Raw genomic sequence first — 26,085 nt, 5'->3', positions numbered from 1 at the left:
ATTCGGCGACGCAGACCAGGTGCGGGAAAAAATCAGCGGTACGGGGCAGCGCCGAGCAGCTGCGGAAGTGGAAACGGGCACAGCTTAAATTAACCGCCTGAGTGTCTTGACTGACGGGTCCACTTTAACTGTCGGACAGTGCGCGTGCCGCCTTTGACCGGATCTTCAAGGATAAATGGAACGGCGAGCCAGTCCGTATTAACGATTTAAATTCAATTGTCCGTAACGCTGCGAAAAAGCACGAGGCTGCAATGAAAGCTCATCGAAAAATGGAGTGGAACCGACAAGCACGAGAATCTCAAGAGCGTGCGCTCTACGCGAAACGCGATGAAATGAATGGATAATAGCGATGTATGTCTGCAAAGTGCGTCACGAGATGAGAACCCATATTGCCAATTGGAGGCTAAATGCTAAAGATTGAAATTGACGCAATTGATGAAGCGTTTCTGAAGCAGCTATGCGAGGAAGGCTATTCAGAATCATCCACTTTAGATTTTAAACGGCAGTTACCAAGCAAGTTGGAGCAGGATAAAATCGAAATTGCAAAAGATGTATGCGCTATGGCCAATGCTGACGGTGGATACATTATCTACGGGATTGACGAGGTGGACGGTCAAGCGACACAGATAATACCAATTTCTGAATCACGTGATCCCGCTCATCGAAGAATTATACAAATACTTGATTCAGGAATAGAGCCGCGTGTTCCTGGCGTCCGTATTCGAACGATTGACGTGACTGGCGGTTACGTTATGGCAGTATGCGTCGAATCATCATATGACGGCCCTCACTGTGTTAGAAATAATAGCAATCGGAGATTTGTAATGCGAAATGGCACTACAACTACTGAAATGACTTTCGACCAAATACGTGTTGGATTTACTCGATCGGAGATATTAACACAGCACGCAAGGCAATTTTCTAGGGAGCGTTACGGCAAGATCGGTTCTTTTGACTCTCCAATAAAGATGCAAACAGGGGCATACATGGTCTTGCACTTTATGCCTCTTGTAGCCTTGGCCGGAAGGGCGAGAATTGATATTCACTCGTTGTATAAGGGGGGCTATGAACAGTTCCGCTTACCAAGAGACGCAAATCTCACAAGGAAGATAAACTTTGACGGGTTGGCTATTTATGATGGAGTAGCGGAATCATACGGATATAAATTTATTTACCGCAGAGGCTTAATAGAGGCAGTGAGCTTAGCGGGCCAAGTTCGGCAGATAAGCCCGTCGAGAAGTAGCGGGGTAGCTATTTTGTTTAGCAAGGAAATTACGCAGAATCTTCGTGCGCAAGTAGAGCAATTTATTAATGTGGCAGGAATATTAGAAATGCCCGGTGCCGCAGTACTACACTGTGCGCTTCTCAACGCGCGTGGCTACCACCTCCAACTCGGAAACGACACGAACATACATAATCTTTCTGAACCTAGCGGGCGATCTGAGTATGTGTTAGACCCTGTCTGGATTGAAAGCGTCGAACAAGCAAATGTGGACAGGATAGTTGCTGCGATCTTAAATACACTTTGGCAAGGTTTTGGTAGAACCAACTGCCCTCATTATGATGAAGCGGGCAATTATTTGCTTTAAAGACCCGCAACGACTGTTTGAAGACTTAGGCTATGCATTGTAATGTGGAGCGTGCGATATGATGTTATTTGGAAGCACCACCATTAGTTGGCCACAGAACCACTCTGGAAGTGGCTACTATTCGTCTATGTGACACTTCGATCATGGGGGGGGCAAATGTTGATCTTTCTGGACACCGAATACACGGATGCCATTGACTGCGATCTTATCTCCATAGGCATGGTGAGCGAGGATGGCCAGTACGAGTTCTACGAGGAGCGGTCTGACTTCCGTAAAGATTGGTGTAATTCGTTTGTCCATACCGCAGTACTTTCGCAACTTGGAAGTATGAGTTCGGCCCTCGACCGGCAGCAACTGGCCACGCGGCTAACACAGTGGGTTTCGAAACTCCCTGGCAACGTAACGGTGGCATGCGACAGCTTCACGGATTGGGAATTGATGCTAGATGCGATGGATGGTGAGCGCCCAGCCAATCTCTGGGGCAGATACGATCTGCGTGAGCACATAGATTCTTCAATATTCCATCACGCTGTGGTTAAGTACCACGAGCTCAGCGGACAGTGGCACCATGCGCTGCACGACGCGCGCGCCCATCGACATGGATGGCTTGCATGGCAAGACAGCAGAAAAGGAGCACAGACATGACGAGGGCAGAATTGATCGCGACTGTGCCGGTGCACACAAGGAATGGTAGGCCTTTTCTCATTGTACTTGACAGTATCCCTCAGCCTTGGCGTGACCAGTTTGCTGCGGATCTACATGGAAGTGCCTGCCCACTTGAGGAGACACTGGGTAAATGTGCGTTCGCTTGGGATTGGGCAGCTTGGGCAGGCGGCAACTGGCACGGCCGTGGACCTATAGGGTTGTTCTAATGCTGGTCTTCATCGATACGGAATTCACTAATCACAATCGTCCGAGCTTAATTAGCATTGGGCTGGCAGCAGTTGGGGGCAATGATTTTTACGCCGAGCTCACCGACTATAAACGAGAAGACTGCTCAGAGTTCGTGGTCGCAGAGATCCTGCCACTATTGGGGCGTTCGCCTGAGGCAGCGTGCACCTCTCAGGAGCTGATTGGTCGCCTGCAAGAATGGTTTGATGCACTTCCCAGCCTAGCTACTATCGTCTACGACTATGAGGTGGACTGGCAACTTTTGAAAGCTACTTTTCATGAGGAGTTACCTCCTAATGTTGCGGGGCACCAGTTGATCGATCACAGGATATTTAGAACTTCGGCATACAAATTGGGCGAAGTGCTTACCTATACAAAGGCATTGCCCGAGCATCACGCGTTAGCAGATGCCCGCGCATTAAGAGAGGGCTACCTGCGCTGGTCGACACGGCTAACTACGTAGTTTACTGTTCGGAGGTACGCTGAACACCAAATTTAGCGCAGGCACTGTTGAGGTCATCACCAGCTTGATGATCGTCAGCATCCCATGCTAATTGGGCACGAAGTGACGCCTCATCGGTGTCGTCGTCAAGTCTCAAATAGCTTCTCCCCACACTCCGCGATTCCCAGTTAAGTAACGCGTTTATCGTATCAGTATTCGCCCGGTTGGTGCTGCTGAATCCGAAAATGGAATTTGGATCGCGCTCAAATAATATATAACTTTTATTTTTAATTTTTCATCTTTCAGAATGAAATTCAAATTATTTTAGAAACGATCGGCTTCATTAACGCCATAAATTGATCCCACCCTGTTACCAATCCCACTATAGCACTGAAAAACCCAATTAAACTAGAAATCCCCACAATTAGTCGAAAGATGTAGCTTGAGGTAAGGAAAATCAATACAGACTTCCCAATTATTCCAAACCAACTAAGAATTTGCACTGGGAGGATAAATAGTATGGAAACACCAGTAGTAAACCAAATGAATGGATTTCGTATTTTTTCAGAAATACTTTCTGAATTATCATCAAGAATGCCAATATATCTTAAGATACTCTCGTGAATGGTTGCGGCGTAAGAGTCTGATAGAGTATCGCTGACTGATATTCTATCTACAAAAGATTGTCGTAGTGAGGGCAGTAGATTTACGATTATTTCGTAATTTTCGTATCTAACTCTAGAGTAAGGTGGACTGAACGACGCCAACCGTCCCATACTTCCCATTTGACTTTGCATCTTACTGGAGCGATGAATTAGCCACGTGTAAGCTTCTCCATCTCGTCCATGACTTCCTACGTATTGAAAAAGGTTTTCAATAAATTCATTGGCGAAATCTACTTTTTTGCGGATTTTTTTCAGCTTAGAAAGAAGGTTAAGAAAACCAATCGCAAAAACAATAAACAAACAAGCCAACGTAATAAATCGTTCCACTTACAGCCTCTCTGTGTAGCTGAAATTCTCAAATGGTATCATGTGGATGGCAGCTGAGATGAGCATGAACTTCCCCCTCTTAGAAGTTAAGTGCCTCTCAAGGTATATACGCCCAAGTTATTGAGATTGAACTATCAGATCGAGCCCTTACTATGGATCTTGGCTTAAAAAAAGTCATAGGGTCGTTGCAATCAAGTACCGCATCCCGCACGGCCGATCAACTGATGTCACTTCACGGTGTCGGGACCAATGGTCGCTCTGTCCGCAAACAGTTCTTGAATATCCACGTCCAGTGCGTCTGCGATTTTCGAGAGGACTAGCAGCGATGGGTTTCCAATGCAACGCTCGACTTGGCTGATATAACTCCGGTCCGTTTCGGCAGCAAGGGCGAGCGCTTCCTGCGACATGTCCTTAAAGCCGCGCCGCCTTCGGATGTTGCTCGCAAGCTGCTTGCGAATCTGATCATAGTTCCGTGCCATGACCCGAGCATGATGCTATCGGGACTGTCAATCCACAGGATATAGTCCACAAATATGCACTATAGGTCATACTTGTGGACTATAATCCTCATTATTGCATAGGAACTTAGGGGGAGGGACGATATGGCTTGGCACAAAATCGGAAATTCGTATTTAAGTGATCGGGAGGTTAGCACCAGAGGGCAGGAATTGTATTTCTTGATATTTGACGTCGGGCTGCCGGGGCTGTTGACCTATTTCGGAGTTGGTATGCTCATGACGTTCATGGCGCAATTTAATTTTTTCATTGTTCATACAACTACGGCAAAGCTGACCTACATCATCGCAGGTCTTTTCATGTTCGCAATTGCCTACGCCATCCGAAAACTTGTATTGGTGTTGGCCATTCTTTCAATTGTTGGCTACATTGGGTATGGTATCGTGGGCGATTTCCTCCACTGGCTGTTCAAATAAGCACCGCCTACAGGCGGTGCTGGACGCTCACTAATTTTGCGAAAAAACACACTGGCCTAGCGAGTAACCTGCGTCGGTGCAAGCTTCCGTTTTGTCAAACTGAGGCTGCACGAAGACGCTGCCGAAAACGAAGCAAACAGTACTCATAACGACCGCGCCAACATGCACGCGATCCTTCGGCGGTTCCTGTCGCTTGTACCATGCATTAAACATGCGTACGCCAAAATTGAAGTACACGGCGGCTAGATCCAAAAAAATTGCTGCCAGGGAAGTATTTTCAACCGAAAAACCCACAAACCGAGATTTCCATACCATCAATCTTGACCCCGCAACATTTACAGCGCTTTGCGGACCCGACACTGCTGGGCGACAAAGTCCACCGATTGCCCTAGCTGCAAATCCCAACTCCCCGATTCCTGCTGGTGCCGTCCTGTGCGGCGCAGCGCGCGGCGGCCCAAGCTCTCCCGACTATCAGAAAGTAGCTTTAACTTTCGCCAAATCCGATGTGGCACTGCCCCGGCCTGCTGCTCTTATTTTGATGTCAGCGGCGCGGGCCGGATGATGGACACCTGTCCGCCGACACTAGCCGATGCAATTAAAATTCAGGCCTCAATGTCAGGTATGGCAAGGGGCGTTATGCTCGACAAAACCGCTATTACTGATCAAGGTATCTATGTGGGGTATGCCTATCCCTGATGTGGGTGCGTGTACACTGTGGTGCCCAGAGAACATACATGTAGTCTGATTGATGGAGCCTATTGGATTAGCGAGGCCAGCGACATCTCACATTCGGTTTATTGAAGCTGGTTAACTTGGCCATGTTGGCGGCACCATATTATCGCGGTGCCGCCAACTCACGAAGCACTGCATACCGTATAGAAATAATCATGAGAGTTTATCTTGACGACGAACGTCAAACCCCTGACGGTTGGGTGCGCGCCTACTGGCCTGATGAAGTGATCGCTTTGCTGGAAACAGGGGAAGTTACGCATGTAAGCCTTGATCATGACCTCGGTGATGACGCGCGTGGTACTGGCTACGATGTCGTCCTTTGGATCGAGGAGGCAGTTGCAACCAAAGGGTTTGCGCCACCAATTATCTCCGTTCATTCTGCAAACAGCTCTGCACGTGAAAAAATGTTGGCTGGAATCCAGTCGATAGCGTCAATCAAACTTCGGCTTAAGTGATTAACACGTCCGGTCGCAATTCTTGTCTGAGCGATCATAAAATCGGCCAAAGGCGTCACTAACTGTCGTAGTCCTGCCAGCGATCACTACCTTGGTGGTCAGGTTGAGTGGTTTGTGCACAGGACCGGTGAAAGCTGGGAGCATCGAGATAACTGAAATATCGTCTTCTAAGCCACATGCATTTCTTGCAGGCATACACCACTACGCTCCACACGCCGGGCCAGAGTTCCCTTCGGTACGAAATATCGTCCAATCACGTGTTCATCAGTGTGAGCCGCGTTTTACCAAATGGAGCACCACAATATGCTCACGTTCGATTCCTTAGCCTAATCAAGTGGCGAGGTGATGAGGTCGAGAAAATTCTTTTGCTCATACTCAGATCCATTGAGATATATCTCTAGAAAACTGTCCCATAAAAACAACATTTCGTTGTCGTTGAGCTCAAAAAAAAATGAGGATCATATCCTACGGCTAAGTCTTATTTTTTGCCAATTCATTTTCAAAATAACACCGAATTGGCGGTTTTTTTAAGACGAAAAGACATGTGAAAAATTCACGGCTATTCACTCTTATATTCAAGATAAAAGCGATGTTTTTGACAAAAAAACAGGCGTAATAATCAAAAAACTGCAATCACATCTTTTTTGACACCACTTAACTAGGCCCGTTGCTTGCACAGGATGACGCTAGAGATTAGGTTAGTGATACTTGCGCAAAATCGGCGCAGCATTTTCATTTGCAAAAACAAAGGCCGCAGACCATTTGGAGTCGCGGCCAAGGAGATTTTTTATGCACTAAAAAGATATTAGGAGGGTAGAAACAGCAACGGCCTGCGAGGTAGGACTCGCAGGCCGTTTGGGATTGATGAAGTTTGATGTCTTCACGTCCAAGTATCTTCCTTCCCACCTCCCCTGTCAATGCTATCCCTTCACGGGAGGGCGTTTTGCATCCAATTTGCCACACCACTCACCGGCGGCAAGGGCGTCGTATTGCCCAAAAAAGGAGAAGAGCATGAACGAAATCAAACTCGCAGCACCTGAACTACATCACAGGATACGGTCTCGGCAGGTCTAACTACATCTTCTAAGCGAAGCCATGGCACAGCACTGGCAGCGTAGCTCCGCAGCGCGGGACTACTCGCTAGGTCACGTTGATCGTCTCTCTGATAGGGAGATTGTCGATGTGCTGGCTCTATGGCGCTGGGGGACAAAAGGAGCGCAGACCTGTCCATCATGTGGTTTGGTTACTGATCACAAGTGGAGGACTCGCCGTAACGTATGGCGCTGCAGAAGCTGTGAAGCCGAATTTTCCGTCACCAGTGGAACTATCTTCGCTGGCCACCGCATTCCACTTAGGACGATTTTGAAAGGCTTTGTTTTATTTGCCAACTCAGCACACTCTATTTCCGCCGATGAGCTAATGAAACATTTGGGTATAACTCAAAAGACGGCATGGATTTTTCGAGGAAAGTTGCGCGAGGCGCTGTCAGCGACTCGACCGACCTTCAAATTAAGTGGCACCATTGAAGCAGATGGAATGTACCTATGTGGGAAACCACATAAAGGCAATAAACGAAAAAAGAAGGATGTAGATCACATTCAGGAAAAGATCAAGAATGGTAAGCTAGCGAAGAAAAAACTTACCAAGCAAGAATTTCTGAACATCAAAAAGCGCCAAAATAGACGCGTCATGATTTCTCTCCGGCAAATAGGCGGAGGAAAAAATCAGGCCTCCCATCAAGGCTACGCATTTATAACTGAATCTGAAAACGAGATTGATGCCACAGCAATCATTCGCTCCTATGTGGAGCCCGGTTCAATCATAATGACAGACGAATGCCCCGCGTACAATAGTCTCGTCTCATACGGCTATGATCATCAATCCGTTCAACATTCACTTGAGTTCTGCTCGAGCGACGGTGTCAATGACAACCAGTGCGAATCTTTCAACAGCAGGCTTCGCCGCGCTGAATACGGAGTCTTCCATAGCCTAAGACCTCAGTATCTGCAATCAATCGCTGATGAGTTTGTGTGGCGAGAAGATACTCGCCACTTAACTAATCTCGAGCGGATCGGTGGACTAGTTCACCGAGTTTTAAGCGCGGGTTTATCAAAATTCCGAGGGTACTACCAGCGAAAAGACAAGCGAGGAAAAGAGCTGCGCTGGCTGTCACTCAGTAAGCCGATCGATGGAAAATTCGGTGTAGTGGGTGTCGTAGCTACCAGCTAGACGCCAAATCTGCTCGCCACCGCCACTGACCTTAATTTGTTCAATTGGAATAACACGCTCCACCTTTCCACGTGTACACAACCCCTTTAGGCGCTTGTGTGTCAACCTTCGAACTCGCTCTGCCTCCGCAGTGCCCAAAATTTGATTCGGGTATCTTACATGGACGATCAGTAGGAGCTCCTGGGCCAATTGTTTTGTAGTCATACCTCTATGTCCGCAGTCCGCTAGCTTTTTCAGAAGTGAACGCCCGACCTCTCCATGGGAAAACCACTGCTTCAATCCGATCCTCAAATCTGATAGTGGCCGAACCGAGGGAATCGTGTGTCCTTCAATAGGGATGTCATGTATGAGAAGAATGCGATCCAGCGCATTCAAATCTAATCTCAATCCTTCTAGCCGACTTTGTACTTTGGTTAAACGTAGTAACTCATGTTCGCTTGCATCAAGAAGTCCTTTGACGCGCGCTCTACGACGAACCAACCAGTTAAGTGATACTGGAATTCGAGTCATACTCCCCTCTCTGATATACGATTGAGCCTCCCATATGCTGTGGGCGGCAGCACATGATATAAAACAGAAACCGCTTACGGGAGGGGAGCCAGCTACATCATGGCGCTTAGAAGTGGTACGCCGCTTTCAGCTCGAGGAAGTTCACGCCCGAGTTCGGCTTTTTGTAGCCGCCGTTCGAGAAGTGCTGCAGCTTCAGCGCCACTTCCCAGTTGTTGTCGAATACGTAGCCGGTAGCGATGTGGTCGCCAAACTGGAAGTGGGTCGACAGGCGGTTGTCGCTGTTGTTGTACAGCTTGGAAAACATGTGCACGCCGATGCCGCCTTCGTAGTACATGCCTTTTTTATTGTCGTTCTGGAAGCGGAAGACCGGCGTGAAACCGATGTCCCACAGTTTCTGCTCGGCGCCGATCTGGTTCTGGTAGCGGTTTTCACGCCAGACGCCGGTGCTCAGTTCCCAGTAGCCGCCCAGATGGGTGCCGTTGGACTGGAACCATTTGTTGTCCCAGTCTTTGGCGGCGTTGAAGCGCACCATCTGCACGTGCTCGCCGGCACCGACATCGACTGACACGGAGTCGACCAGTTTGTCATCGGCGTATGCGCCTTGCGCAACGACCAGGGCAGCGGCCAGCGCCATCATTTTTTGCTTGAACATAGTATCCTTAAAATGTTTTGGAGTGCTGTATCTCAGATTGTTATACGGCTAATCAGGGATTGTACCGGGGTTCCGGAAAATCTTCAGGAGCGCAATTGTCCATGCATATCAGTTTTTTAGGGATCGGCTTGATGGGGGAGCCGATGGTGCGCCGTTTACTGGCGCACGGCCATCCGGTGACGGTCTGGAATCGCACGCATGCGAAGGCGCAGGCCCTGGCGGAAGCTGGCGCGCGGCCGGTGGCGGATCTGGCGCAGGCCGTCAGCGGCGCGAGGATCGTCATCTCCATGCTGGAGGCGGGCCCGACAGTGCAACAGGTGTTGGCGGCGGCCTTGCCGGCGCTGCAAGCCGATGCGCTGTGGATCGACATGAGTTCGACGCAGCAGGCCGAGGCGCAGGCCTTCCATGCGCAGCTGACCGCGCAGGGCCGGCGTTTCATCGACGCGCCGGTGTCCGGTGGTGTGGGCGGCGCGGCGGCCGGCACGCTGGCGATCATGGCGGGCTGCAGCGCGGCGGACTTTGCCGAAGCCGAGCCGGTGCTGGCGGCGCTGGGACGCGCGACGTTGGTGGGGCCGGCGGGCAGCGGCCAGGTGGCCAAGCTGTGCAATCAGCTGATTGTCGGCGCCACGATCAATATTGTTGCGGAGGCCTTGTTGCTGGCGCAGGCGGCCGGCGCCGATCCAGCGGCGATGCGCGCGGCCATTCGCGGCGGCTTTGCCGAGTCGAAGATTCTGGAGGTGCACGGCCAGCGCATGCTGGACCGCAATTTTGTCGCCGGCGGCAAGGTGAGCACGCAGCTGAAGGATCAGCGCAATATCCTGGCGGCGGCGGAAGCGGCGGGCATTGTGCTGCCGCTGACGGCGCTGGTGACGGCGCGCTACATAACGCTGGCGCAGACGATGCCGCAAGCCGATCACGCGGCCGCGCTGATCGGCCTGGAGCAGTTGAACCCGGGCCAGCGCGTCGGCGCCGCGCCCGATCAATTAAGCTAACGGCAGGCTGGTTTCCACCAGCTTGACCCAGAAGCTGGCACCGACCGGCAGCAGGTTGTCGTTGAAGTCGTAGCTACCGTTGTGCAGCACGCAGGGACCGAGGCCGTGGCCGCCATCGCGGTGGTCGCCCTCGCCGTTGCCGATGAAGATGTAGCAGCCGGGCTTGGCCTGCAGGAAGTAGGCGAAGTCCTCCGCCGCCATCGACGGCTCGGTCTGGTCGTCCACCTTGTCGGCGCCGACCACGCTCTTCATGACCTCGACCGCGAAGCGAGTCGCCTCGGGGTGGTTGACCAGCGGCGGGTAGTTGCGGCGGAACTTGAATTCCGCCTGCGCGCCGAAGGCGGCGGCGGTGTTGACGGCCACTTCCTCCATCTGCCGCTCGATCGCGTCGAGCACCTTGCCCGACAGCGTGCGCACCGTGCCGGCCAGCTTGGCCTCGTCCGGGATGACGTTGGTGGCGGTGCCGGCATGGAACTGCGTCAGCGACAGCACGGCGGTGTCGATCGGATTGGTGCGGCGGCTGACGATGGTCTGCCAGGCTTGCGCGATCTGCATGCCGATGATCACCGGATCGATGCACTTGTGCGGCTGCGCGGCATGACCGCCCTTGCCCTTCACCGTCAGGTAGAACTCGTTACTGGAGGCCATTTGCGGGCCGGGCGTCACGCTCATGTGGCCGGACGGGATGCCGGGCCAGTTGTGCATGCCGTAGACGGCGTCCATCGGGCATTGCTCGAACAGGCCGTCCTCGATCATGCGGCGGGCGCCGCCGCCGCCTTCCTCGGCCGGCTGGAAGATCAGGTAGACGGTGCCGTCGAAGTTGCGCTGGCTGGCCAGGTGCCTGGCCGCGCCGAGCAGCATGGCGGTGTGGCCGTCGTGGCCGCAGGCGTGCATCTTGCCGGGATGGCGCGAGGCGTGCGCGAAGGTGTTCACTTCCTGCATGGGCAGCGCGTCCATGTCGGCGCGCAGGCCGATGGCGCGTGACGAGGTGCCGTTGCGGATGATGCCGACCACGCCGGTCACGCCCAGGCCGCGCAGCACCGGGATGCCCCATTCGGTCAGCTTGGCGGCCACCACGTCGGCGGTGCGTTTTTCTTCGTAGCAGAGTTCCGGGTGGGCGTGCAGGTCGCGCCGTATCGCTTGAATCTCGGATTGAAATGCAATGATGGGATCTACCAGTTTCATGCTGCTTCTCCAATATTCTGTTCGCTTGCTTTTTAAGCATCGAGAACAGCCATTGTAGCCCTTGTCCGCTGAGTTAAGCCAGAGCGGGCGCAATGGTTTACGATACGGCATTCCGCATTCGCTACTTTGGATTTCCGACATGACAACCACACAAGTCCGCGCAGCCTGTCCGCTCGACTGCCCCGACACCTGCGCCTTGCTGGTGACGGTGGAAGACGGCGTCGCCACTGCGGTCAAGGGCGATCCCGACCACCCGACCACGGCCGGCGTGCTGTGCACCAAGGTCGCGCGCTACACCGAACGCACCTACCATGAAGACCGCTTGCTGTATCCGCTCAAGCGCGTCGGCAGGAAGGGCGAGGGCAAGTTTGAGCGCATTAGTTGGGAGGAGGCGCTGGACACCATCGCCGGCAAGCTGACCGCCATCGCCGCGCGGGCGCCGGAGGCGATCCTGCCGTACAGCTACTGCGGCACCATGGGCCTGATTCAGGGCGAGTCGATGTCGTCGCGTTTCTTCAACAAACTCGGCGCCTCGCTGCTGGACCGCACCATCTGTGCCACGGCCGGCTTCACCGGCTACAAGTACACGGTGGGCGCCTCGGTCGGCACCGACATGGAGCAGTTCCAGAACGCCAAGCTGCTGATCATCTGGGGCGGCAATCCGATCGCCTCCAATCTGCACTTCTGGACGCGCGCGCAGGAAGCCAAGCGCAATGGCGCGAAGCTGATCGCCATCGATCCATACCGTTCGCTGACGGCGGAGAAGTGCCACCAGCACATCGCGCCGCTGCCGGGCACCGATTCGGCGCTGGCATTGGGCCTGATGCATGTGCTGATCAACGAGGACTTGCTGGACCACGACTACATCGCCAACTACACGCTGGGCTTCGCGCAATTGCGGCAGCGCGCCCAGGAGTGGACGCCGGAACGCACCGCCGCCACCTGCGGCATCACCGCGCAGGAAGTGATCGACCTGGCGCGCCTTTACGGCGGCATGGCGAAGGCCGGCGAACCGGTGGCGATTCGCGCCAACTACGGCGTGCAGCGGGTGCGCGGCGGCGGCATGGCGGTGCGCAATATCGCCTGTCTGCCGGCGCTGGTGGGCGCGTGGCGCCACGCGGCCGGCGGCATGCAGCTGTCGTCCAGCGGCTCCTTCCCGACCAACAAGCCGTGGCTGCAGCGCACCGACCTGCTGAAGAAAATCCCGCGCACCATCAACATGACCACCATCGGCGACGACCTGCTGCGGCCAGCATCGCCGGACTTCGGGCCGGCGGTGCAGGCGCTCATCGTCTACAACTCGAACCCGCTGGCGATCGCGCCGGAGTCGGACAAGGTGATGCGCGGCTTCCTGCGCGAAGACCTGTTCACGGTGGTGCTGGAGCAGTTCCAGACCGACACCGCCGATTACGCCGACATCGTGCTGCCGGCCACCACGCAGCTGGAGCACATCGACGCGCATACCTCCTACGGCCATCTGTACATGATGGCGAATAACCCCGCCATCGCGCCGATGGGCGAGGCTAAGCCGAACACCGAAATCTTCCGCCTGCTGGCGGCGAAGATGGGCTTCGACGACGACTGCTTCAAGGAGTCGGACGACCAGCTGGCGGCGCAGGCCTTCAACACGCGGGACGTGCGCGCCGTCGGTTTGGACTGGGACGCCTTGAAGCGCAAGGGCTGGCAGAAATTGAACATGCCGGCAGCGCCGTTCGCGCAAGGTGGTTTCTTCACGCCGTCCGGCAAGTGCGAGTTCTATTCCGCGCAGATGGAAAAGGATGGTCTCGATCCTTTGCCGGCGTATGTGCCGCCGTATGAATCGGTGGCCAGCAATCCGGCGCTGGCGGCGCGCTATCCGCTGGCGATGATTTCTCCGCCGGCGCGCAACTTCCTCAACTCCACCTTCGTCAACGTCAAGAGCCTGCGAGCGGCGGAGGGCGAGCCGCATCTGGACATCCATCCGGACGACAGCGCGGCGCGTGGCATCGCCGCCGGCGACATGGTCCGCATCTTCAACGACCGCGGCGCCTTTGTGGCCAAGGCGCGCGTGACGGACAAGGCGCGCGCCGGTCTGGTTGTCGGCTTGTCAGTATGGTGGAAAAAGCTCGCCACGGATGGTAAAAACGCCAATGAGGTTACCAGCCAACAGTTGACAGATATGGGCCGCGCGCCGACGTTTTACGATACACTGGTTCAAGTCGAGAAGGTCTCCGCTTGAAGGTGATGTATGCGCAATATTGCACGCCAAATGCTCCGCGCCAGATACTGGCTGGCGCCGGCGTGCGTGGCGGCGATGCTGGCCGGTTGCGCGCAATTCAAGTACTACATGCAGGCCGCGCAGGGCCAGTATTCACTGTGGTCGGACGCCCGTCCGATCGATGACTGGCTGGGCGATCCCGCCACCGATCCCCAGCTGCGCGCGCGCCTCGAAAAAGCCCGCTTGATCCGCAAGTTCGCGGTCAAGGAACTGGGGCTGCCCGATAACGCCAGCTACAAGAACTACGCCGCGCTGTCGCGGCCCTTCGTGCTGTGGAACGTGGTGGCGACGCCGGAACTGTCGCTGCGGCCCATCCAGTGGTGCTTCCCGATCGCGGGCTGCGTCAGCTACCGTGGCTACTACAGCAAGGAAGACGCCATGGCCTACGCCGAGGAACTGCGCAAGGAAGGCAACGACGTGCAGGTGGGCGGCGTGCCGGCGTATTCCACGCTGGGCTGGTTCAGCGATCCGCTGCTGTCGACCTTCATCAATTATTCCGACGCCGAACTGGCGCGCATGGTGTTCCACGAACTGGCGCACCAGGTGGTGTATGTGCCGGGCGATTCGCAGTTCAACGAAGGCTTTGCCACGGCGGTGGAGGAAGCCGGTGTGGCGCGCTGGCTGGAACTGTATGGCACCGATCCGATGCGCGAGGCCTATGCGCGCTACAACGCGCGCCGCCAGGACTTCCTGGCGCTGCTGGTCAAGCACCGCAAGATGCTGGCCGACCTGTACGCCGGCAAGACCAGCACCCGCCACAAGCGCGCCGAGAAGGCGCGCATCTTCCACCACCTGAAGTCCGACTATGCCAGGCTCAAGGAAAGCTGGGGCGGCTACGCCGGTTACGACCGCTGGTTCGCCGAACCGCTGACCAATGCCCAGCTGTCGGCGGTGGCCACCTACCATGATTATCTGCCGGCCTTCCGCGTATTGTTAAAGCAAGAGCGAACGTTCGTGCGTTTTTATGCTGCGGTGCAAAAGATAGCCACGTTGGATACCGCTCAACGCCGACAGCAGTTCGACCTCTTGGGCCGCCCGCCGATGCTCAACGCGGACGACGGCAAGGGAGCGCAACCAACGGCTGGAGGCGCGCCGTGATGTTGCGTTGCCGCATGAAAAGCCGTTAGAACCTCCGTTCTAATTATGGTTAAATGCGCTTGCGGACGGGCTCGCCGCCCGATAGCATCGCATCATCAGCAAGCTTCCCTGACCGGCTCCGCGCGCCGGCCTTACAACGATAATTATTCGAGACAAGAGGCACAGGATGGAGAAAATCTGGTTGCAGTCGTATCCCCCTGGCATGCAGACGTCGGTGGACACGAGTCAGTACCGATCGCTGGTGCAGTTGTTGGAAGAGTCTTTCCACAAGTACGCCAGCCGCAACGCGTATGTTTGCATGGACAAATTCCTTACCTATGCCGAACTTGACGCGTACTCGAAGCAGCTGGGCGCCTGGCTGCAAAGCCGTGGCATGAAGCCGGGCACGCGGGTGGCCATCATGATGCCCAACGTGCTGCAGTATCCGATCGCGATCGCGGCGATCCTGCGCGCCGGCTACACGGTGGTCAACGTCAACCCCTTGTACACGCCGCGCGAGCTGGAGCATCAGCTGAACGACTCGGGCGCCGAGGCCATCCTCATTCTGGAGAACTTCGCCACCACGCTGGAGCAGGTGCTGGTCCGGACCCAGATCAAGCACATCGTGGTTGGCAGCATGGGCGAGATGCTCGGCGGCCTGAAGGGCATGCTGGTGAATTTCGTGGTGCGCAGCGTGAAGAAGCTGGTGCCGGCGTTTTCGCTGCCGAACGCGGTGCGGTTCAAGGACGCGCTGTCGCAGGGCGGCGCCATGAAGCTGACGCCGGTCGAGCGGACGTACACCGATCCGGCCTTCCTGCAGTACACCGGCGGCACCACCGGCGTGGCGAAGGGGGCGACGCTGACGCACCAGAACATCGTCGCCAATGTGCTGCAGACGGAGGCATGGTCGATGCCGGCGCTGCACGGTTCGCACGAGCAGATGCAGATCGTCTGCGCGCTGCCGCTGTACCATATCTTCGCGCTGACCGCGTGCGCGATGTGGGGCATGCGCATGGGCGCGCTGAACATCCTGGTGCCGAATCCGCGCGACATCGGCGGCTTCGTCAAGGAGCTGGCGAAGTACCGCTTCAATATGATTCCGGCGGTGAACACGCTGTACAACGCGCTGCTGAACCATCCGGAGTTCGGCAAGCTGGACTTCTCGGCGCTGAAGATCTGCAATGGCGGCGGCATGGCGGTGCAGCAGGCGGTCAATGACCGCTGGTTGAAGGTGACCGGGGTCTCCATCATCGAGGGCTACGGCTTGTCGGAGACCTCGCCGGTGGCCACCTGTAACCGCGCCGACAACACCGCCTTCACCGGCACCATCGGCCTGCCGGTGCCGGGAACCGACATCGCCATCCTGGACGATGACGGTAACGAGGTGGCGCTGGGCCTGCCGGGCGAGATCGCCATCCGCGGGCCGCAGGTGATGAGCGGCTACTGGAACCGCCCGGACGAAACGGCCAAGGTGATGACCGCCGATGGTTTCTTCAAATCGGGCGACATCGGCGTGATGGACCCGGGTGGCTTCGTCAAGATCGTCGACCGCAAAAAGGACATGATCCTGGTGTCCGGCTTCAACGTCTATCCGAACGAACTGGAGGGCGTGATTGCCGCCCATCCGGGCGTGCTGGAGTGCGCGGTGATCGGCGTGCCGGACGAGCATTCGGGCGAGGCCGTCAAAGTGTTCGTGGTCCGCAAGGACCCGGCGCTGACGCAGGAGGCCCTGATGGCCTACTGCAAGGAACAATTGACCGGCTATAAAAAGCCGAAATACATTGAGTTCCGCGAGGAACTACCCAAAACCAATGTCGGGAAGATTCTGCGGCGCGTGCTGCGCGACGAACCCACCGGCGAGAAGAAAAAGGCTGCATAAAGATGGAAAAGATTTGGCTCAAGTCGTACCCCGAAGGCGTGCCTGCGACCATAGACAGTACCCAGTTCCGTTCGGTCACGCATCTGATGGAGGAATCCTTCCGCAAGTACGCGGACCGCAACGCTTTCGTGTGCATGGATAAATTCCTGACCTACGGCGAGCTGGATCAACTGTCGCAGAAAATCGGCGCCTGGCTGCAGAGCAAGGGCCTGCAACCGGGCGCGCGTGTGGCCATCATGCTGCCGAACGTGCTGCAGTATCCGGTGATCATGGCCGGCATCCTGCGCGCCGGCTATACGGTGGTCAACGTCAACCCGCTGTACACGCCGCGCGAGCTGCAGCACCAGCTGACCGACTCGGGCGCCGAAGCCATCTTCGTGCTGGAGAACTTCGCCACCACGGTGCAGCAGGTGGTGGCGCAGACGGCGGTCAAGCATGTGGTGGTGGCCACCATGGGCGACATGCTGGGCGGGCTGAAAGGCTTCATCGTCAACTTCGTGGTGCGCAATGTGAAGAAGATGGTGCCGGCGTTCTCGCTGCCCGGTTCGCTGTCGTTCAAGCAGGTGCTGGCCGAGGGCACCGGCAAGACGCTGCAGCCGGTCAAGCAGGGGCACGACGACATCGCCTTCCTGCAATACACCGGCGGCACCACCGGCGTGTCGAAGGGTGCGATCCTGCTGCACCGGAACATCATCGCCAACGTGCTGCAGAACGAAGCGTGGCTGCAGATGAAGGGCGGCGGCGAGCAACTGGTGTTTGTCAGCGCGCTGCCGTTGTACCACATCTACTCGCTGACGATCAGCGGCTTCATGAGCATCCGCACCGGCGGCCTGAGCTTGCTGATTCCGAATCCGCGCGACATCCCCGGCTTCGTCAAGGAGCTGGCCAAGTACAAGGTCACGGTGCTGCCTGCGGTCAACACGTTGTATAACGCGCTGCTGAACAATCCCGAATTTGCCAAGCTGGACTTCTCGTCCTACAAGCTGTGCAACGGCGGCGGCATGGCGGTGCAGAAGGGCGTGGCCGAGCGCTGGCTGAAGGTGACCGGCACGCCGATCATCGAAGGCTACGGCTTGTCGGAGACCTCGCCGGTGGCGACGGCCAACCGGGTCGACATCAAGGAATTCACCGGCACCATCGGCCTGCCGATTCCATCGACGGACGTGGCGATCCTGGACGACGACGGCAAGGAACTGCCGCTGGGCGCGACCGGCGAAATCGCCATTCGCGGCCCGCAGGTGATGGCCGGCTACTGGAACCGTCCGGAGGAGACCGCCAAATCGATGACCGCCGACGGCTTCTTCAAGACCGGCGATATCGGCGTGATGAACAGCGAGGGCTACACCAAGATTGTCGACCGCAAGAAAGACATGATCATCGTCTCCGGCTTCAACGTCTACCCGAACGAAGTGGAGGAAGTGGTGGCGTCGCATCCGGGCGTGCTGGAAGTGGCTTGCATCGGCGTGCCGGACAAGAACTCGGGCGAAGCGGTGAAGCTGTTCGTGGTGCGCAAGGACCCGAATCTGACGGCTGAGCAGATCCTCGACTACTGCAAGCACGAGCTGACGGCCTACAAAAAGCCGAAGTACATCGAATTCCGCGACGAGCTGCCGAAGACCAACGTCGGCAAAATCCTGCGCCGCCAACTGCGCGACGAAAAGCCTGCGGCCTGAAACTAAAACCCGGTGTCAGGTCTGACAATCGCACACGGGCTCAACTGCGTAGCAGTTGAGCCCGTGTGCGATTGTCAGACCTGACACCGTTTATTATGAAGGTCGCGGCGCGGGTGATGGGGCTGGCGTTGTTGTGGACGTCACTCAGCGCCATGAAGTACGCTGTGGTGTCGGTCGGCGTGATGGTCAGCAGCATGTAGCCGCGCTTGTCGCTACGGCCGTATTTGATCGCGGGATTCATGCGCACGTATTGCTCGGTGCGCGTCTGCGGGCGCGATGGCGAGGTGATCGATGTGCCGCACAGCTCGGTGGCGATGACTGGATTGCCGGCGCTGCGCGGGCGCGTGGGGTTGCGTGTCAGCTCGCTGGCGAAGAAGCTGTGCACGTCACCCGACAGTACCAGCGGGTTGCTGGCGCGGCTGGTGTGCAGCGTGTCCATCAGGTGCTGGCGCGCGGCGGGGTAGCCATCCCAGCCGTCTGTCCAGAAGCGGCCATCGCCTTCTTTCAAGATCGGTAGCTGGCTGTTCTGTGCCATCAGCGTTTGCTGGGCCAGGATGTTCCAGCGCGCCGGCGATGCGCTCAGTCCTTGGGCCAGCCATTGTTCCTGTTCTTTTCCCAGCATGGTGCGGCGCTTGTCCTTGAGCGCCGGGCAGGCGCGCAGCGGCACGGAGTTGGAGCCGCCGCGCCCTTTGGGTTCGCACGCGAGATGGGCGCGGTACTGGCGGTCGTCCAGCACGTGGAAGCGCGCCAGCTTGCCCCAGTCGTAGCGCTGGTAGATGCGCATGTGGGTGAAGTTGGCCGGCCGGGCGCGCAGCGGCATGTGTTCGTAGAAGGCTTGATACGCGGCGGCGCGGCGTTCGATGAAACGCGGGTCGAGACGTTCGTCACGGTCGTTGGCGTAGTCGTTGGCGACTTCGTGATCGTCCCAGGTGACGATCCATGGCGCGGCCTGGTGCGCGGCTTGCAGGTCGCGGTCCGTTTTGTATTGGGCGTAGCGCGCGCGGTAGTCGGCCAGCGTGAAGCTTTCGGCGACGCGTACCGCCGATGTCGGGTGCCGCAACTGGTAGGGGCCCCATTCGTAGATGTAGTCGCCGAGGAAGGCCACCAGATCCGGCGCGGCGGCGGTGATGTGGCGGTGCGCGGCGTAGGTGCCGAATTCCCAGTGCTGGCAGGAGGCTACGGCCAGCTTGAGCTGCTTCGGCATGCTGCCGGCGGCGGGCGCGGTGCGGGTGCGGCCCACGGGGCTGACGGCATCGCCCAGCATGAAGCGGTACCAGTACCAGCGGTCCGGCCGCAAACCGGTGACGTCGACGTGGACGCTGTGCGCCAGCTCGGGCGCGGCGCTGGCCGAGCCTTTGGCGACGACGCGGCGGAAGTTTTCGTCCTCCGCCATTTCCCAGCGCACGCTCAGGGCCAGCGCCGGCATGGCGGCGGCGTTGAGCGGATCGTACAGAATGCGGGTCCAGAGGATGACGGCGTCCGGCAACGGTGAGCCTGAGGCGACGCCAAGACTGAACGGATAGGTGTTGCCGCTCTCGCGCGCGGCGACGCGGTTCTGCGCCAGCGCGGCGGTACTGGCGCTGGCGCTGGTCAGCACCGCCGCGCTGAGCGCCGACAGGCGGCCGGTGGTGGCGAGGAAGATGCGGCGTTGTTCATCCATGCGGCGGCCGCCGGGCTTCAGCGATGCATCAGCGTTTCAATCGGCGGCACCTTGCGCGGCTTGCGGTCGGAGTCGGTGGCGACGTAGGTCAGTGTGGCTTCGGTCACCTTGACGGTGTCCGCCTGCAGGCGGTTGCGTTCCGCGTACACTTCGACCTGCACGGTGATGGACGTATTGCCAACCTTGACAATATCAGCATAGAACGACAGCAGGTCGCCGACGAACACCGGGTTCTTGAACACGAACGAATTGACCGCGATGGTGGCCACGCGGCCATTGGCGCGGCGCGTCGCCGGCAGCGAGCCGGCGATGTCCACCTGGGCCATGATCCAGCCGCCAAACACGTCGCCGTAGACGTTGGCGTCGGACGGCGCCGGCATCATGCGCAGTTCCGGCATCTTCCCGGCGGGCAGGCCGCGATTGATGGTGGTGACGGCGTTTGGGGCGGTGGTTTCGGGCGTGGTCATCTTAAAATCTCTTCAGGGGCTACAATGAGTAGGATTGAACCATAAAACGTTATTATCCACCATGCGCCGTTACGCCGATTCCCCGCCAGCTCCCGCCAGCACTGCCTCATCCCGCAGCGATTTTTCCACCCTGAGAACCCTGCTGCCTTATTTGTGGGTCTACAAATGGCGCGTGGCGCTGGCGCTGGGCTGCCTGGTCGGCGCCAAGCTGGCCAACGTCGGCGTGCCGGTGGTGATGAAGAAGCTGATCGATGCGCTGACCATCACGCCTTCCCATCCGCAAGCCTTGCTGGTGCTGCCGCTCGGCGCGCTGGTGGCGTATGGCATGCTGCGCGTGTCGACCACCGTGTTCACCGAGCTGCGCGAGTTCCTGTTCGCGCGGGTGACGCAGCGCGCCGTGCGCACCATCGCGCTGCAGGTGTTCCGTCATCTGCATGCGCTGTCGCTGCGCTTCCATCTTAATCGCCAAACCGGCGGCATGACGCGCGATATTGAGCGCGGCACGCGCGCCGTCGGTTCGCTGATTTCCTACACGCTGTTTAACATCCTGCCGACGCTGGTGGAGATCACGCTGGTGCTGGGCTACCTGGTGACGCACTACGATATCTGGTTCTCGGTGATTACGCTAGTGGCGCTGGTGTCGTACATCTGCTTCACCATCATCATCACCAACTGGCGCACGCACTTCCGCCGCAGCATGAATGAGATGGATTCGAAGGCCAATACCAAGGCGATCGATTCGCTTATCAACTATGAGACGGTCAAATACTTCGGAAACGAAGAGTACGAGGCCCGGCGCTACGACGAGGGCTTGCAGAGCTACGAGAGCGCTGCGGTCAAGTCGCAAACTTCGCTGTCGCTGCTGAACACCGGGCAGTCGATGATCATCGCGATTGCGGTGACGCTGATTTTGTGGCGTGCCACCGTCGGCGTCATTGACGGCAAGATGACGCTGGGCGATCTGGTGCTGGTCAACGCCTTCATGATCCAGCTGTACATTCCGCTGAACTTCCTCGGCGTGATCTACCGCGAAATCAAGCAAAGCCTGGCCGACATGGAGAAGCTGTTCTCGCTGCTGGACCAGAACCGCGAGATCGCCGACGCCAAAGATGCGCGGCCACTGGTCACGCACGGCGCCGAGGTGCGCTTCAATCATGTGGACTTCAGCTACGATCCGAAGCGCCAGATTCTGTTTGATGTGGACTTCACCATCGCGCCGGGCACCACGACGGCGGTGGTGGGGCACAGCGGCTCCGGCAAATCCACCTTGTCACGTCTGCTGTTCCGCTTCTATGAGGTGAACAGCGGCGGCATCACCATCGACGGCCAGGATCTGCGCGCGCTGACGCAGGATTCAGTGCGTCATGCGATCGGCATCGTGCCGCAGGATACGGTGCTGTTCAACGACACCATCGAATACAACATCGCCTACGGCAAGACGGGCGCTACGCATGACGAGATCGTGGCCGCCGCGCGCGCCGCGTCGATCCATGATTTCATCGACAGTCTGCCGGATGGCTACAAAACCATGGTCGGCGAGCGTGGTCTGAAGCTTTCCGGCGGCGAGAAGCAGCGCGTGGCGATCGCCCGCACGCTGCTGAAGAATCCCGCCATCCTGATCTTCGACGAGGCCACGTCCGCGCTGGACTCCAAAGCCGAGCAGGCGATCCAGGCGCAGCTGAAGGAAATCTCGCGCACCCGCACCACCATGGTGATCGCGCACCGCCTGTCGACCGTGGCCGACGCGCAGCAGATCATCGTGCTCGATCACGGCCGTATTGTCGAACGGGGTACGCATCAATCGCTATTGGCAGCGAACGGACTGTATGCTCAAATGTGGGAACGCCAGCAAGCCAGGGCGGATGAAGAGGATGTGCTAACCGAAGGAGCTGACCAATGAAGTCTCGTTTTGTGCTGGGTGCTGTCACCGCCATGCTGGCGTGCGTGCAAAGTGCGTATGCCGCCGATCCGACGGAGCCGCAATTCCGTGCCCTGTACAAGGAGCTGGTCGAAACCAATACCACGCTGTCCGCCGGCAGCTGCACGCTGGCCGCTGAACGCATCGCCGCGCGCCTGAAGACGGCGGGCTTCCCAGAGGCGGACCTGCACCTGTTTGCCGATCCGGCGCATCCGAAAGAGGGCGGTCTGGTGGCCGTCCTGCCGGGCCGCGATCCGAAGGCGAAAGCCATCCTTCTGCTGGCGCACATCGACGTGGTGGAAGCCAAGCGTGAAGACTGGGTGCGCGATCCGTTCACGCTGATCGAGGAAGACGGCAAGTTCTACGCGCGCGGCGCGCTGGACGACAAGGCCCAAGCGGCCATCTGGGCCGATTCGCTGGTGCGCTTCAAGCAGGAAGGCTACCAGCCGCGCCATACGCTGAAGATGGCGCTGACGTGCGGCGAGGAGACCGCCGGCGCCTTCAACGGCGCCGAGTGGCTGACCAAGAACCGCCGTGAATTGATCGATGCCGCCTATGCGCTGAACGAGGGCGCCGGCGGCGAGTTGAATGAGGCCGGCCGGCGCGTGTCGATGACGGTGCAGGCGGGCGAGAAGGTGGCGCAGAACTACCGGCTGGAAGTGACCAATCGCGGCGGCCACAGTTCGCGTCCGATGAAGGACAACGCGATCTACCATCTGGCCGGTGCGCTGGAGAAAATCCAGGGCTATGAGTTCCCGATCCAGCTGACCGATGGCAGCAAGGGTTATCTGAACGCGATGTCGAAGATCCAGCTGGCCGCCGGCCACAAGGAGGTCGCCGACGCCATGCTGGCGGTGGCGAAGAATCCCGCCGATGGCAAGGCCGTCAAGCTGGTGTCCGACGCCAGCCCGAGCTGGGCGGCGATGCTGCACACCACCTGTGTGGCGACCATGCTGGACGCCGGCCATGCCACCAACGCCCTGCCGCAGCGCGCCCGCGCCAACATCAACTGCCGCATCTTCCCCGGCGTGACGCAGGAGACGGTGCGCGAGGCGCTGGTCAAGGCGGTCAACGACCCGGCGGTGAAGGTGGAGACGCTGGAGATCCGTGGCGAGAACTCGGCGCCGCCACCGCTGACGCGCGCCATCATGGCGCCGGTGGAGAAGCTGACGCAGAAGATGTGGCCCGGCGTGCCGGTGATGCCGATCCTGCAGTCCGGCGCCACCGATGGCCAGTTCCTCAACGCGGCCGGCATTCCGACCTATGGCATCAGCGGTATCTTCCTGACGCCGGACCTGGGCAATATCCACGGCCTCAATGAGTACATCGGCGTGCAGTCGTTGATGGAAGGGCGCACCTTCCTGCACGAACTGGTGAAAATCTACGCCGAGCAGATTTAAACCAGTGCGCGCTATATAACGTCGCGCATCTTCAGCGTACCTGCGCCCGCGCTGTCGATGCCGGGTTGCAGGCTGACCAAGCCGCCGAACACATTGTGGTGCAGGCCGGAATCGATTCTGTGCAAACGCTCCGCCTGCTTGATATGCGCCGCCGCAAAGCGCATCATGGCTACTCGGATTACCCTTCGATGACATTGCACACCTCGGAGGACTTATGTCTGAATTCTATAAATACTTCAAAGAAAATATGGACGCGCCGGGCCTGCCTGCACCGGAAACCCTGTTTGGTAATGCCCAATTGGCGCTCGGGGCCGCGACGGCGCTTATCGGGCTGTTGGAGCGGTTCGGCAAACGTGTGACGGTTCGGGAAATGATAGGTGCCGGCCTGAGGGGCGAAAAGCTTGCGGTGATCGGGGCAATGAGCGCCGCGTATTATGTGGGGGCCGTTATTGGCAGCATTGCAGTGGCCACCGGGCGTAGCCTTGCAGGTGGCACATCGATCGCGGATGTGCTGCTCGACGCCCAGATGAATCATTTGCATCGTCCCTGGCTACCGGGCGTGCTGGTGCGCCATCCTGAGATTTATAAGCGGAGGAGCAAATGAAAGATGGCTTGATGTTGTTGCTTACCGGGGTGGCTTGTGCTGTCGGCGCGGCGCTGTTCTTCAAAATATTCGGTAGCGACGCGCTGAACATCATCGTTCTGCTGGCGCTGGCCGGCACGATCGGCGACAACTTCCGCCTGCGCCGCCGGCTGCGGGAAATGGGCGCCAAGCCAGAGGGCAAGCGAACCTGGTTGTAAAGACGAAAAAAAGCCACCGCGAACGGTGGCTTGCTGGTCTCCGCTTACGCGGCTTCTTTCGGCGGGTCCATCTCGCCTTCCCATTTGGCGACGACCGCAGTGGCGATGCCGTTGCCGATGACGTTGGTCGCCGAGCGCGCCATGTCGAGGAAGTGGTCGATGCCCAGCAGCAGCAGCATGCCGGCTTCCGGAATGTTGAACTGGCCCAGCGTGGCGGCAATCACCACCAGCGAGGCGCGCGGCACGCCGGCCATGCCCTTCGAGGTCAGCATCAGCACCGCCATCATCGTCAGCTGCTGACCCAGCGACATTTCAATGCCGTAGGCCTGGGCGATGAACACGGTGGCGAAGGTGCAGTACATCATCGAGCCGTCCAGGTTGAACGAGTAGCCGATCGGCAGAACGAACGAGGCGATGCGGTTGCGCACGCCGAAACGCTCCAGGCCTTCCAGCGTTTTCGGATACGCCGCTTCGCTCGACGCGGTCGAGAAGGCCAGCAGCGCCGGGCTGCGCATCTCTTTCATCAGCGCGAAGACGCGGCCCTTCAGGAACAGGAAGCCGATGAAGATCAGCAAGGCCCACAGCAGCGCGATGCCGAAGTAGAACTCGGCCATGAACACGCCATACGTCGACAGCACGCCCAGGCCGCTCTTGGCGATGGTGCCGGCCACCGCCGCGAATACGGCGAACGGCGCGAACATCATCACGTAGCCGGTGACTTTCAGCATCACGTGGGCGACGCCCTCCAGCGCCTCGATCAGCACGTTGGCTTTCTGGCCGATGGCGGCGGCCGCCGAACCGAAGAACAGCGAGAAGATCACGATCTGCAGGATTTCGTTCTTGGCCATGCCGTCGACGATGGACGACGGCACCAGGTGGGTGACGAAGTCCTTCAGCGTCAGGCTGGACGTGGCCAGGTCGGCCTTGGCGGCGGTGGCCGCCATGTGGCCCAGCAGCGCGTCGCCCGGACGGAAGATGTTGACCAGCACCAGGCCCAAACTCAGCGACATCACCGAGGCGATGAAGAACCAGCCCAGCGTCTTGACGCCGACCCGGCCGACCGCCGTGGCGTCGCCCATCTTGGCGATGCCGCACACCAGCGTGGAGAACACCAGCGGCGCGATGATCATCTTGATCAGCCGCAGGAACAGCGTGGTGATCAGCGCCATGGTGTCGGCGAAGCCGGTCGGATTGGCCAGGTTGGTGTTGGCGACGTAGCCGGTGATGATGCCGATGGCGAGACCAATCAGGATGTAGGTGGTCAAGCGGCTTTGTTTGTTCATATTTTCGGGTTCCCTGTGGTAGTGTCTCTCTGGGCCTGCGCAACGGGCGGGATGGCCGCCGCTGCGTTC

Annotated in this window: 23 protein-coding genes; 15 read left to right on the top strand and 8 right to left on the bottom strand. The window is 58.1% G+C overall.

All coding sequences use genetic code 11. The annotated features are described in order from the left end of the window. The first annotated feature begins 407 nt into the window (after positions 1 to 407). From GTP44_RS11805 to GTP44_RS11795, 3 genes are all read left to right on the top strand, one after another. Positions 408 to 1,589 carry an AlbA family DNA-binding domain-containing protein gene (locus GTP44_RS11805; protein WP_161019581.1) on the top strand — a complete coding sequence of 394 codons (1,182 nt, stop codon included), beginning with the start codon at positions 408 to 410 and terminating at the stop codon, positions 1,587 to 1,589. Positions 1,590 to 1,745: 156 nt separating this feature from the next. After that, positions 1,746 to 2,234: a 3'-5' exoribonuclease gene (locus GTP44_RS11800; RefSeq protein WP_161019580.1), complete on the top strand. Its 489-nt coding sequence runs from the start codon at positions 1,746 to 1,748 to the stop codon at positions 2,232 to 2,234. Positions 2,235 to 2,460: 226 nt separating this feature from the next. Continuing rightward, positions 2,461 to 2,943: a 3'-5' exonuclease family protein gene (locus GTP44_RS11795; RefSeq protein WP_161019579.1), complete on the top strand. Its 483-nt coding sequence runs from the start codon at positions 2,461 to 2,463 to the stop codon at positions 2,941 to 2,943. Positions 2,944 to 3,236: 293 nt separating this feature from the next. On the opposite strand, the gene GTP44_RS11790 is transcribed toward GTP44_RS11795, so the two are convergent. Next, positions 3,237 to 3,914 (bottom strand): hypothetical protein, encoded by a 678-nt coding sequence (locus GTP44_RS11790; protein WP_161019578.1) that lies wholly within the window; start codon positions 3,912 to 3,914, stop codon positions 3,237 to 3,239. A gap of 227 nt (positions 3,915 to 4,141) precedes the next feature. After that, positions 4,142 to 4,393: a helix-turn-helix domain-containing protein gene (locus tag GTP44_RS11785; protein ID WP_161019577.1), complete on the bottom strand. Its 252-nt coding sequence runs from the start codon at positions 4,391 to 4,393 to the stop codon at positions 4,142 to 4,144. Positions 4,394 to 4,516: 123 nt separating this feature from the next. Between GTP44_RS11785 and GTP44_RS11780 the strand changes: the two genes are divergently transcribed. From GTP44_RS11780 to GTP44_RS11770, 3 genes are all read left to right on the top strand, one after another. Next, a complete protein-coding gene (locus GTP44_RS11780) occupies positions 4,517 to 4,846 on the top strand; it encodes a hypothetical protein (protein WP_161019576.1) in 330 nt (109 codons plus the stop codon). 887 nt (positions 4,847 to 5,733) lie between these two features. Continuing rightward, positions 5,734 to 6,033, top strand: coding sequence for a cyclic-phosphate processing receiver domain-containing protein (locus GTP44_RS11775; RefSeq protein ID WP_161019575.1), 300 nt, complete (start codon positions 5,734 to 5,736; stop codon positions 6,031 to 6,033). Positions 6,034 to 7,128: 1,095 nt separating this feature from the next. Further along, entirely contained in the window at positions 7,129 to 8,262 is a 1,134-nt protein-coding gene (locus tag GTP44_RS11770; protein WP_161019574.1) for an IS1595 family transposase, read from the top strand. Between the two features lie 616 nt (positions 8,263 to 8,878). On the opposite strand, the gene GTP44_RS11765 is transcribed toward GTP44_RS11770, so the two are convergent. After that, entirely contained in the window at positions 8,879 to 9,424 is a 546-nt protein-coding gene (locus tag GTP44_RS11765; RefSeq protein WP_160988998.1) for an acyloxyacyl hydrolase, read from the bottom strand. A 143-nt stretch (positions 9,425 to 9,567) separates the two neighbouring features. On the opposite strand from GTP44_RS11765, the gene GTP44_RS11760 reads away from it, so the two are divergent. Next, positions 9,568 to 10,416, top strand: a complete 849-nt coding sequence (locus GTP44_RS11760) for an NAD(P)-dependent oxidoreductase (protein ID WP_229256881.1) — start codon at positions 9,568 to 9,570, stop codon at positions 10,414 to 10,416. Here the strand turns inward: GTP44_RS11760 and GTP44_RS11755 are convergent. Continuing rightward, entirely contained in the window at positions 10,408 to 11,601 is a 1,194-nt protein-coding gene (locus tag GTP44_RS11755; protein WP_161019572.1) for a M20 aminoacylase family protein, read from the bottom strand. The genes GTP44_RS11760 and GTP44_RS11755 overlap by 9 nt on opposite strands. A gap of 139 nt (positions 11,602 to 11,740) precedes the next feature. On the opposite strand from GTP44_RS11755, the gene GTP44_RS11750 reads away from it, so the two are divergent. The 4 genes from GTP44_RS11750 to GTP44_RS11735 all read left to right on the top strand — a co-directional run bounded on the left by GTP44_RS11750 (position 11,741) and on the right by GTP44_RS11735 (position 18,487). Further along, positions 11,741 to 13,819, top strand: coding sequence for a molybdopterin-containing oxidoreductase family protein (locus tag GTP44_RS11750; protein ID WP_161019571.1), 2,079 nt, complete (start codon positions 11,741 to 11,743; stop codon positions 13,817 to 13,819). Positions 13,820 to 13,849: 30 nt separating this feature from the next. Beyond that, positions 13,850 to 14,956, top strand: coding sequence for an aminopeptidase (locus tag GTP44_RS11745; RefSeq protein WP_229256879.1), 1,107 nt, complete (start codon positions 13,850 to 13,852; stop codon positions 14,954 to 14,956). 166 nt (positions 14,957 to 15,122) lie between these two features. Further along, complete coding sequence (locus tag GTP44_RS11740) at positions 15,123 to 16,814, top strand: long-chain-fatty-acid--CoA ligase (RefSeq protein WP_161019569.1); 1,692 nt, start codon at positions 15,123 to 15,125, stop codon at positions 16,812 to 16,814. Between the two features lie 2 nt (positions 16,815 to 16,816). Then, positions 16,817 to 18,487 (top strand): long-chain fatty acid--CoA ligase, encoded by a 1,671-nt coding sequence (locus GTP44_RS11735; RefSeq protein WP_161019568.1) that lies wholly within the window; start codon positions 16,817 to 16,819, stop codon positions 18,485 to 18,487. 40 nt (positions 18,488 to 18,527) lie between these two features. Here GTP44_RS11735 and GTP44_RS11730 read toward each other — a convergent pair whose 3' ends face one another. Together GTP44_RS11730 and GTP44_RS11725 are read right to left on the bottom strand one after the other, a co-directional pair. Beyond that, the gene (locus tag GTP44_RS11730) at positions 18,528 to 20,147 is read right to left on the bottom strand and encodes an alkaline phosphatase D family protein (protein ID WP_161019567.1); all 1,620 of its coding nucleotides are present in this window, start codon (positions 20,145 to 20,147) and stop codon (positions 18,528 to 18,530) included. A gap of 17 nt (positions 20,148 to 20,164) precedes the next feature. After that, on the bottom strand, positions 20,165 to 20,614 hold the full coding sequence (locus GTP44_RS11725) for an acyl-CoA thioesterase (RefSeq protein ID WP_161019566.1): 450 nt from the start codon (positions 20,612 to 20,614) through the stop codon (positions 20,165 to 20,167). A 61-nt stretch (positions 20,615 to 20,675) separates the two neighbouring features. Between GTP44_RS11725 and GTP44_RS11720 the strand changes: the two genes are divergently transcribed. Next, on the top strand, positions 20,676 to 22,514 hold the full coding sequence (locus tag GTP44_RS11720; RefSeq protein ID WP_161019585.1) for an ABCB family ABC transporter ATP-binding protein/permease: 1,839 nt from the start codon (positions 20,676 to 20,678) through the stop codon (positions 22,512 to 22,514). After that, a complete protein-coding gene (locus tag GTP44_RS11715) occupies positions 22,511 to 23,932 on the top strand; it encodes a M20/M25/M40 family metallo-hydrolase (RefSeq protein ID WP_161019565.1) in 1,422 nt (473 codons plus the stop codon). The genes GTP44_RS11720 and GTP44_RS11715 overlap by 4 nt, the downstream gene beginning before the upstream one ends. Positions 23,933 to 23,943: 11 nt before the next feature. Here the strand turns inward: GTP44_RS11715 and GTP44_RS11710 are convergent, their stop codons facing one another. Further along, the gene (locus GTP44_RS11710) at positions 23,944 to 24,099 is read right to left on the bottom strand and encodes a hypothetical protein (RefSeq protein ID WP_160989007.1); all 156 of its coding nucleotides are present in this window, start codon (positions 24,097 to 24,099) and stop codon (positions 23,944 to 23,946) included. 47 nt (positions 24,100 to 24,146) lie between these two features. On the opposite strand from GTP44_RS11710, the gene GTP44_RS11705 reads away from it, so the two are divergent. Both GTP44_RS11705 and GTP44_RS11700 read left to right on the top strand, forming a co-directional pair. Continuing rightward, positions 24,147 to 24,536, top strand: coding sequence for a hypothetical protein (locus GTP44_RS11705; RefSeq protein ID WP_161019564.1), 390 nt, complete (start codon positions 24,147 to 24,149; stop codon positions 24,534 to 24,536). Next, a complete protein-coding gene (locus tag GTP44_RS11700) occupies positions 24,533 to 24,733 on the top strand; it encodes a hypothetical protein (RefSeq protein WP_160989009.1) in 201 nt (66 codons plus the stop codon). The genes GTP44_RS11705 and GTP44_RS11700 overlap by 4 nt, the downstream gene beginning before the upstream one ends. A 44-nt stretch (positions 24,734 to 24,777) precedes the next feature. On the opposite strand, the gene GTP44_RS11695 is transcribed toward GTP44_RS11700, so the two are convergent. Continuing rightward, positions 24,778 to 26,016, bottom strand: coding sequence for a dicarboxylate/amino acid:cation symporter (locus GTP44_RS11695; protein WP_161019563.1), 1,239 nt, complete (start codon positions 26,014 to 26,016; stop codon positions 24,778 to 24,780). Positions 26,017 to 26,085: the final 69 nt, after the last annotated feature.

Source organism: Duganella lactea (assembly GCF_009857505.1).
GTDB lineage: Bacteria > Pseudomonadota > Gammaproteobacteria > Burkholderiales > Burkholderiaceae_D > Rugamonas > Rugamonas lactea.
The sequence above is the reverse complement of the archived record's forward strand: the minus strand, read 5'-3'. Positions and strand labels throughout refer to the sequence as shown.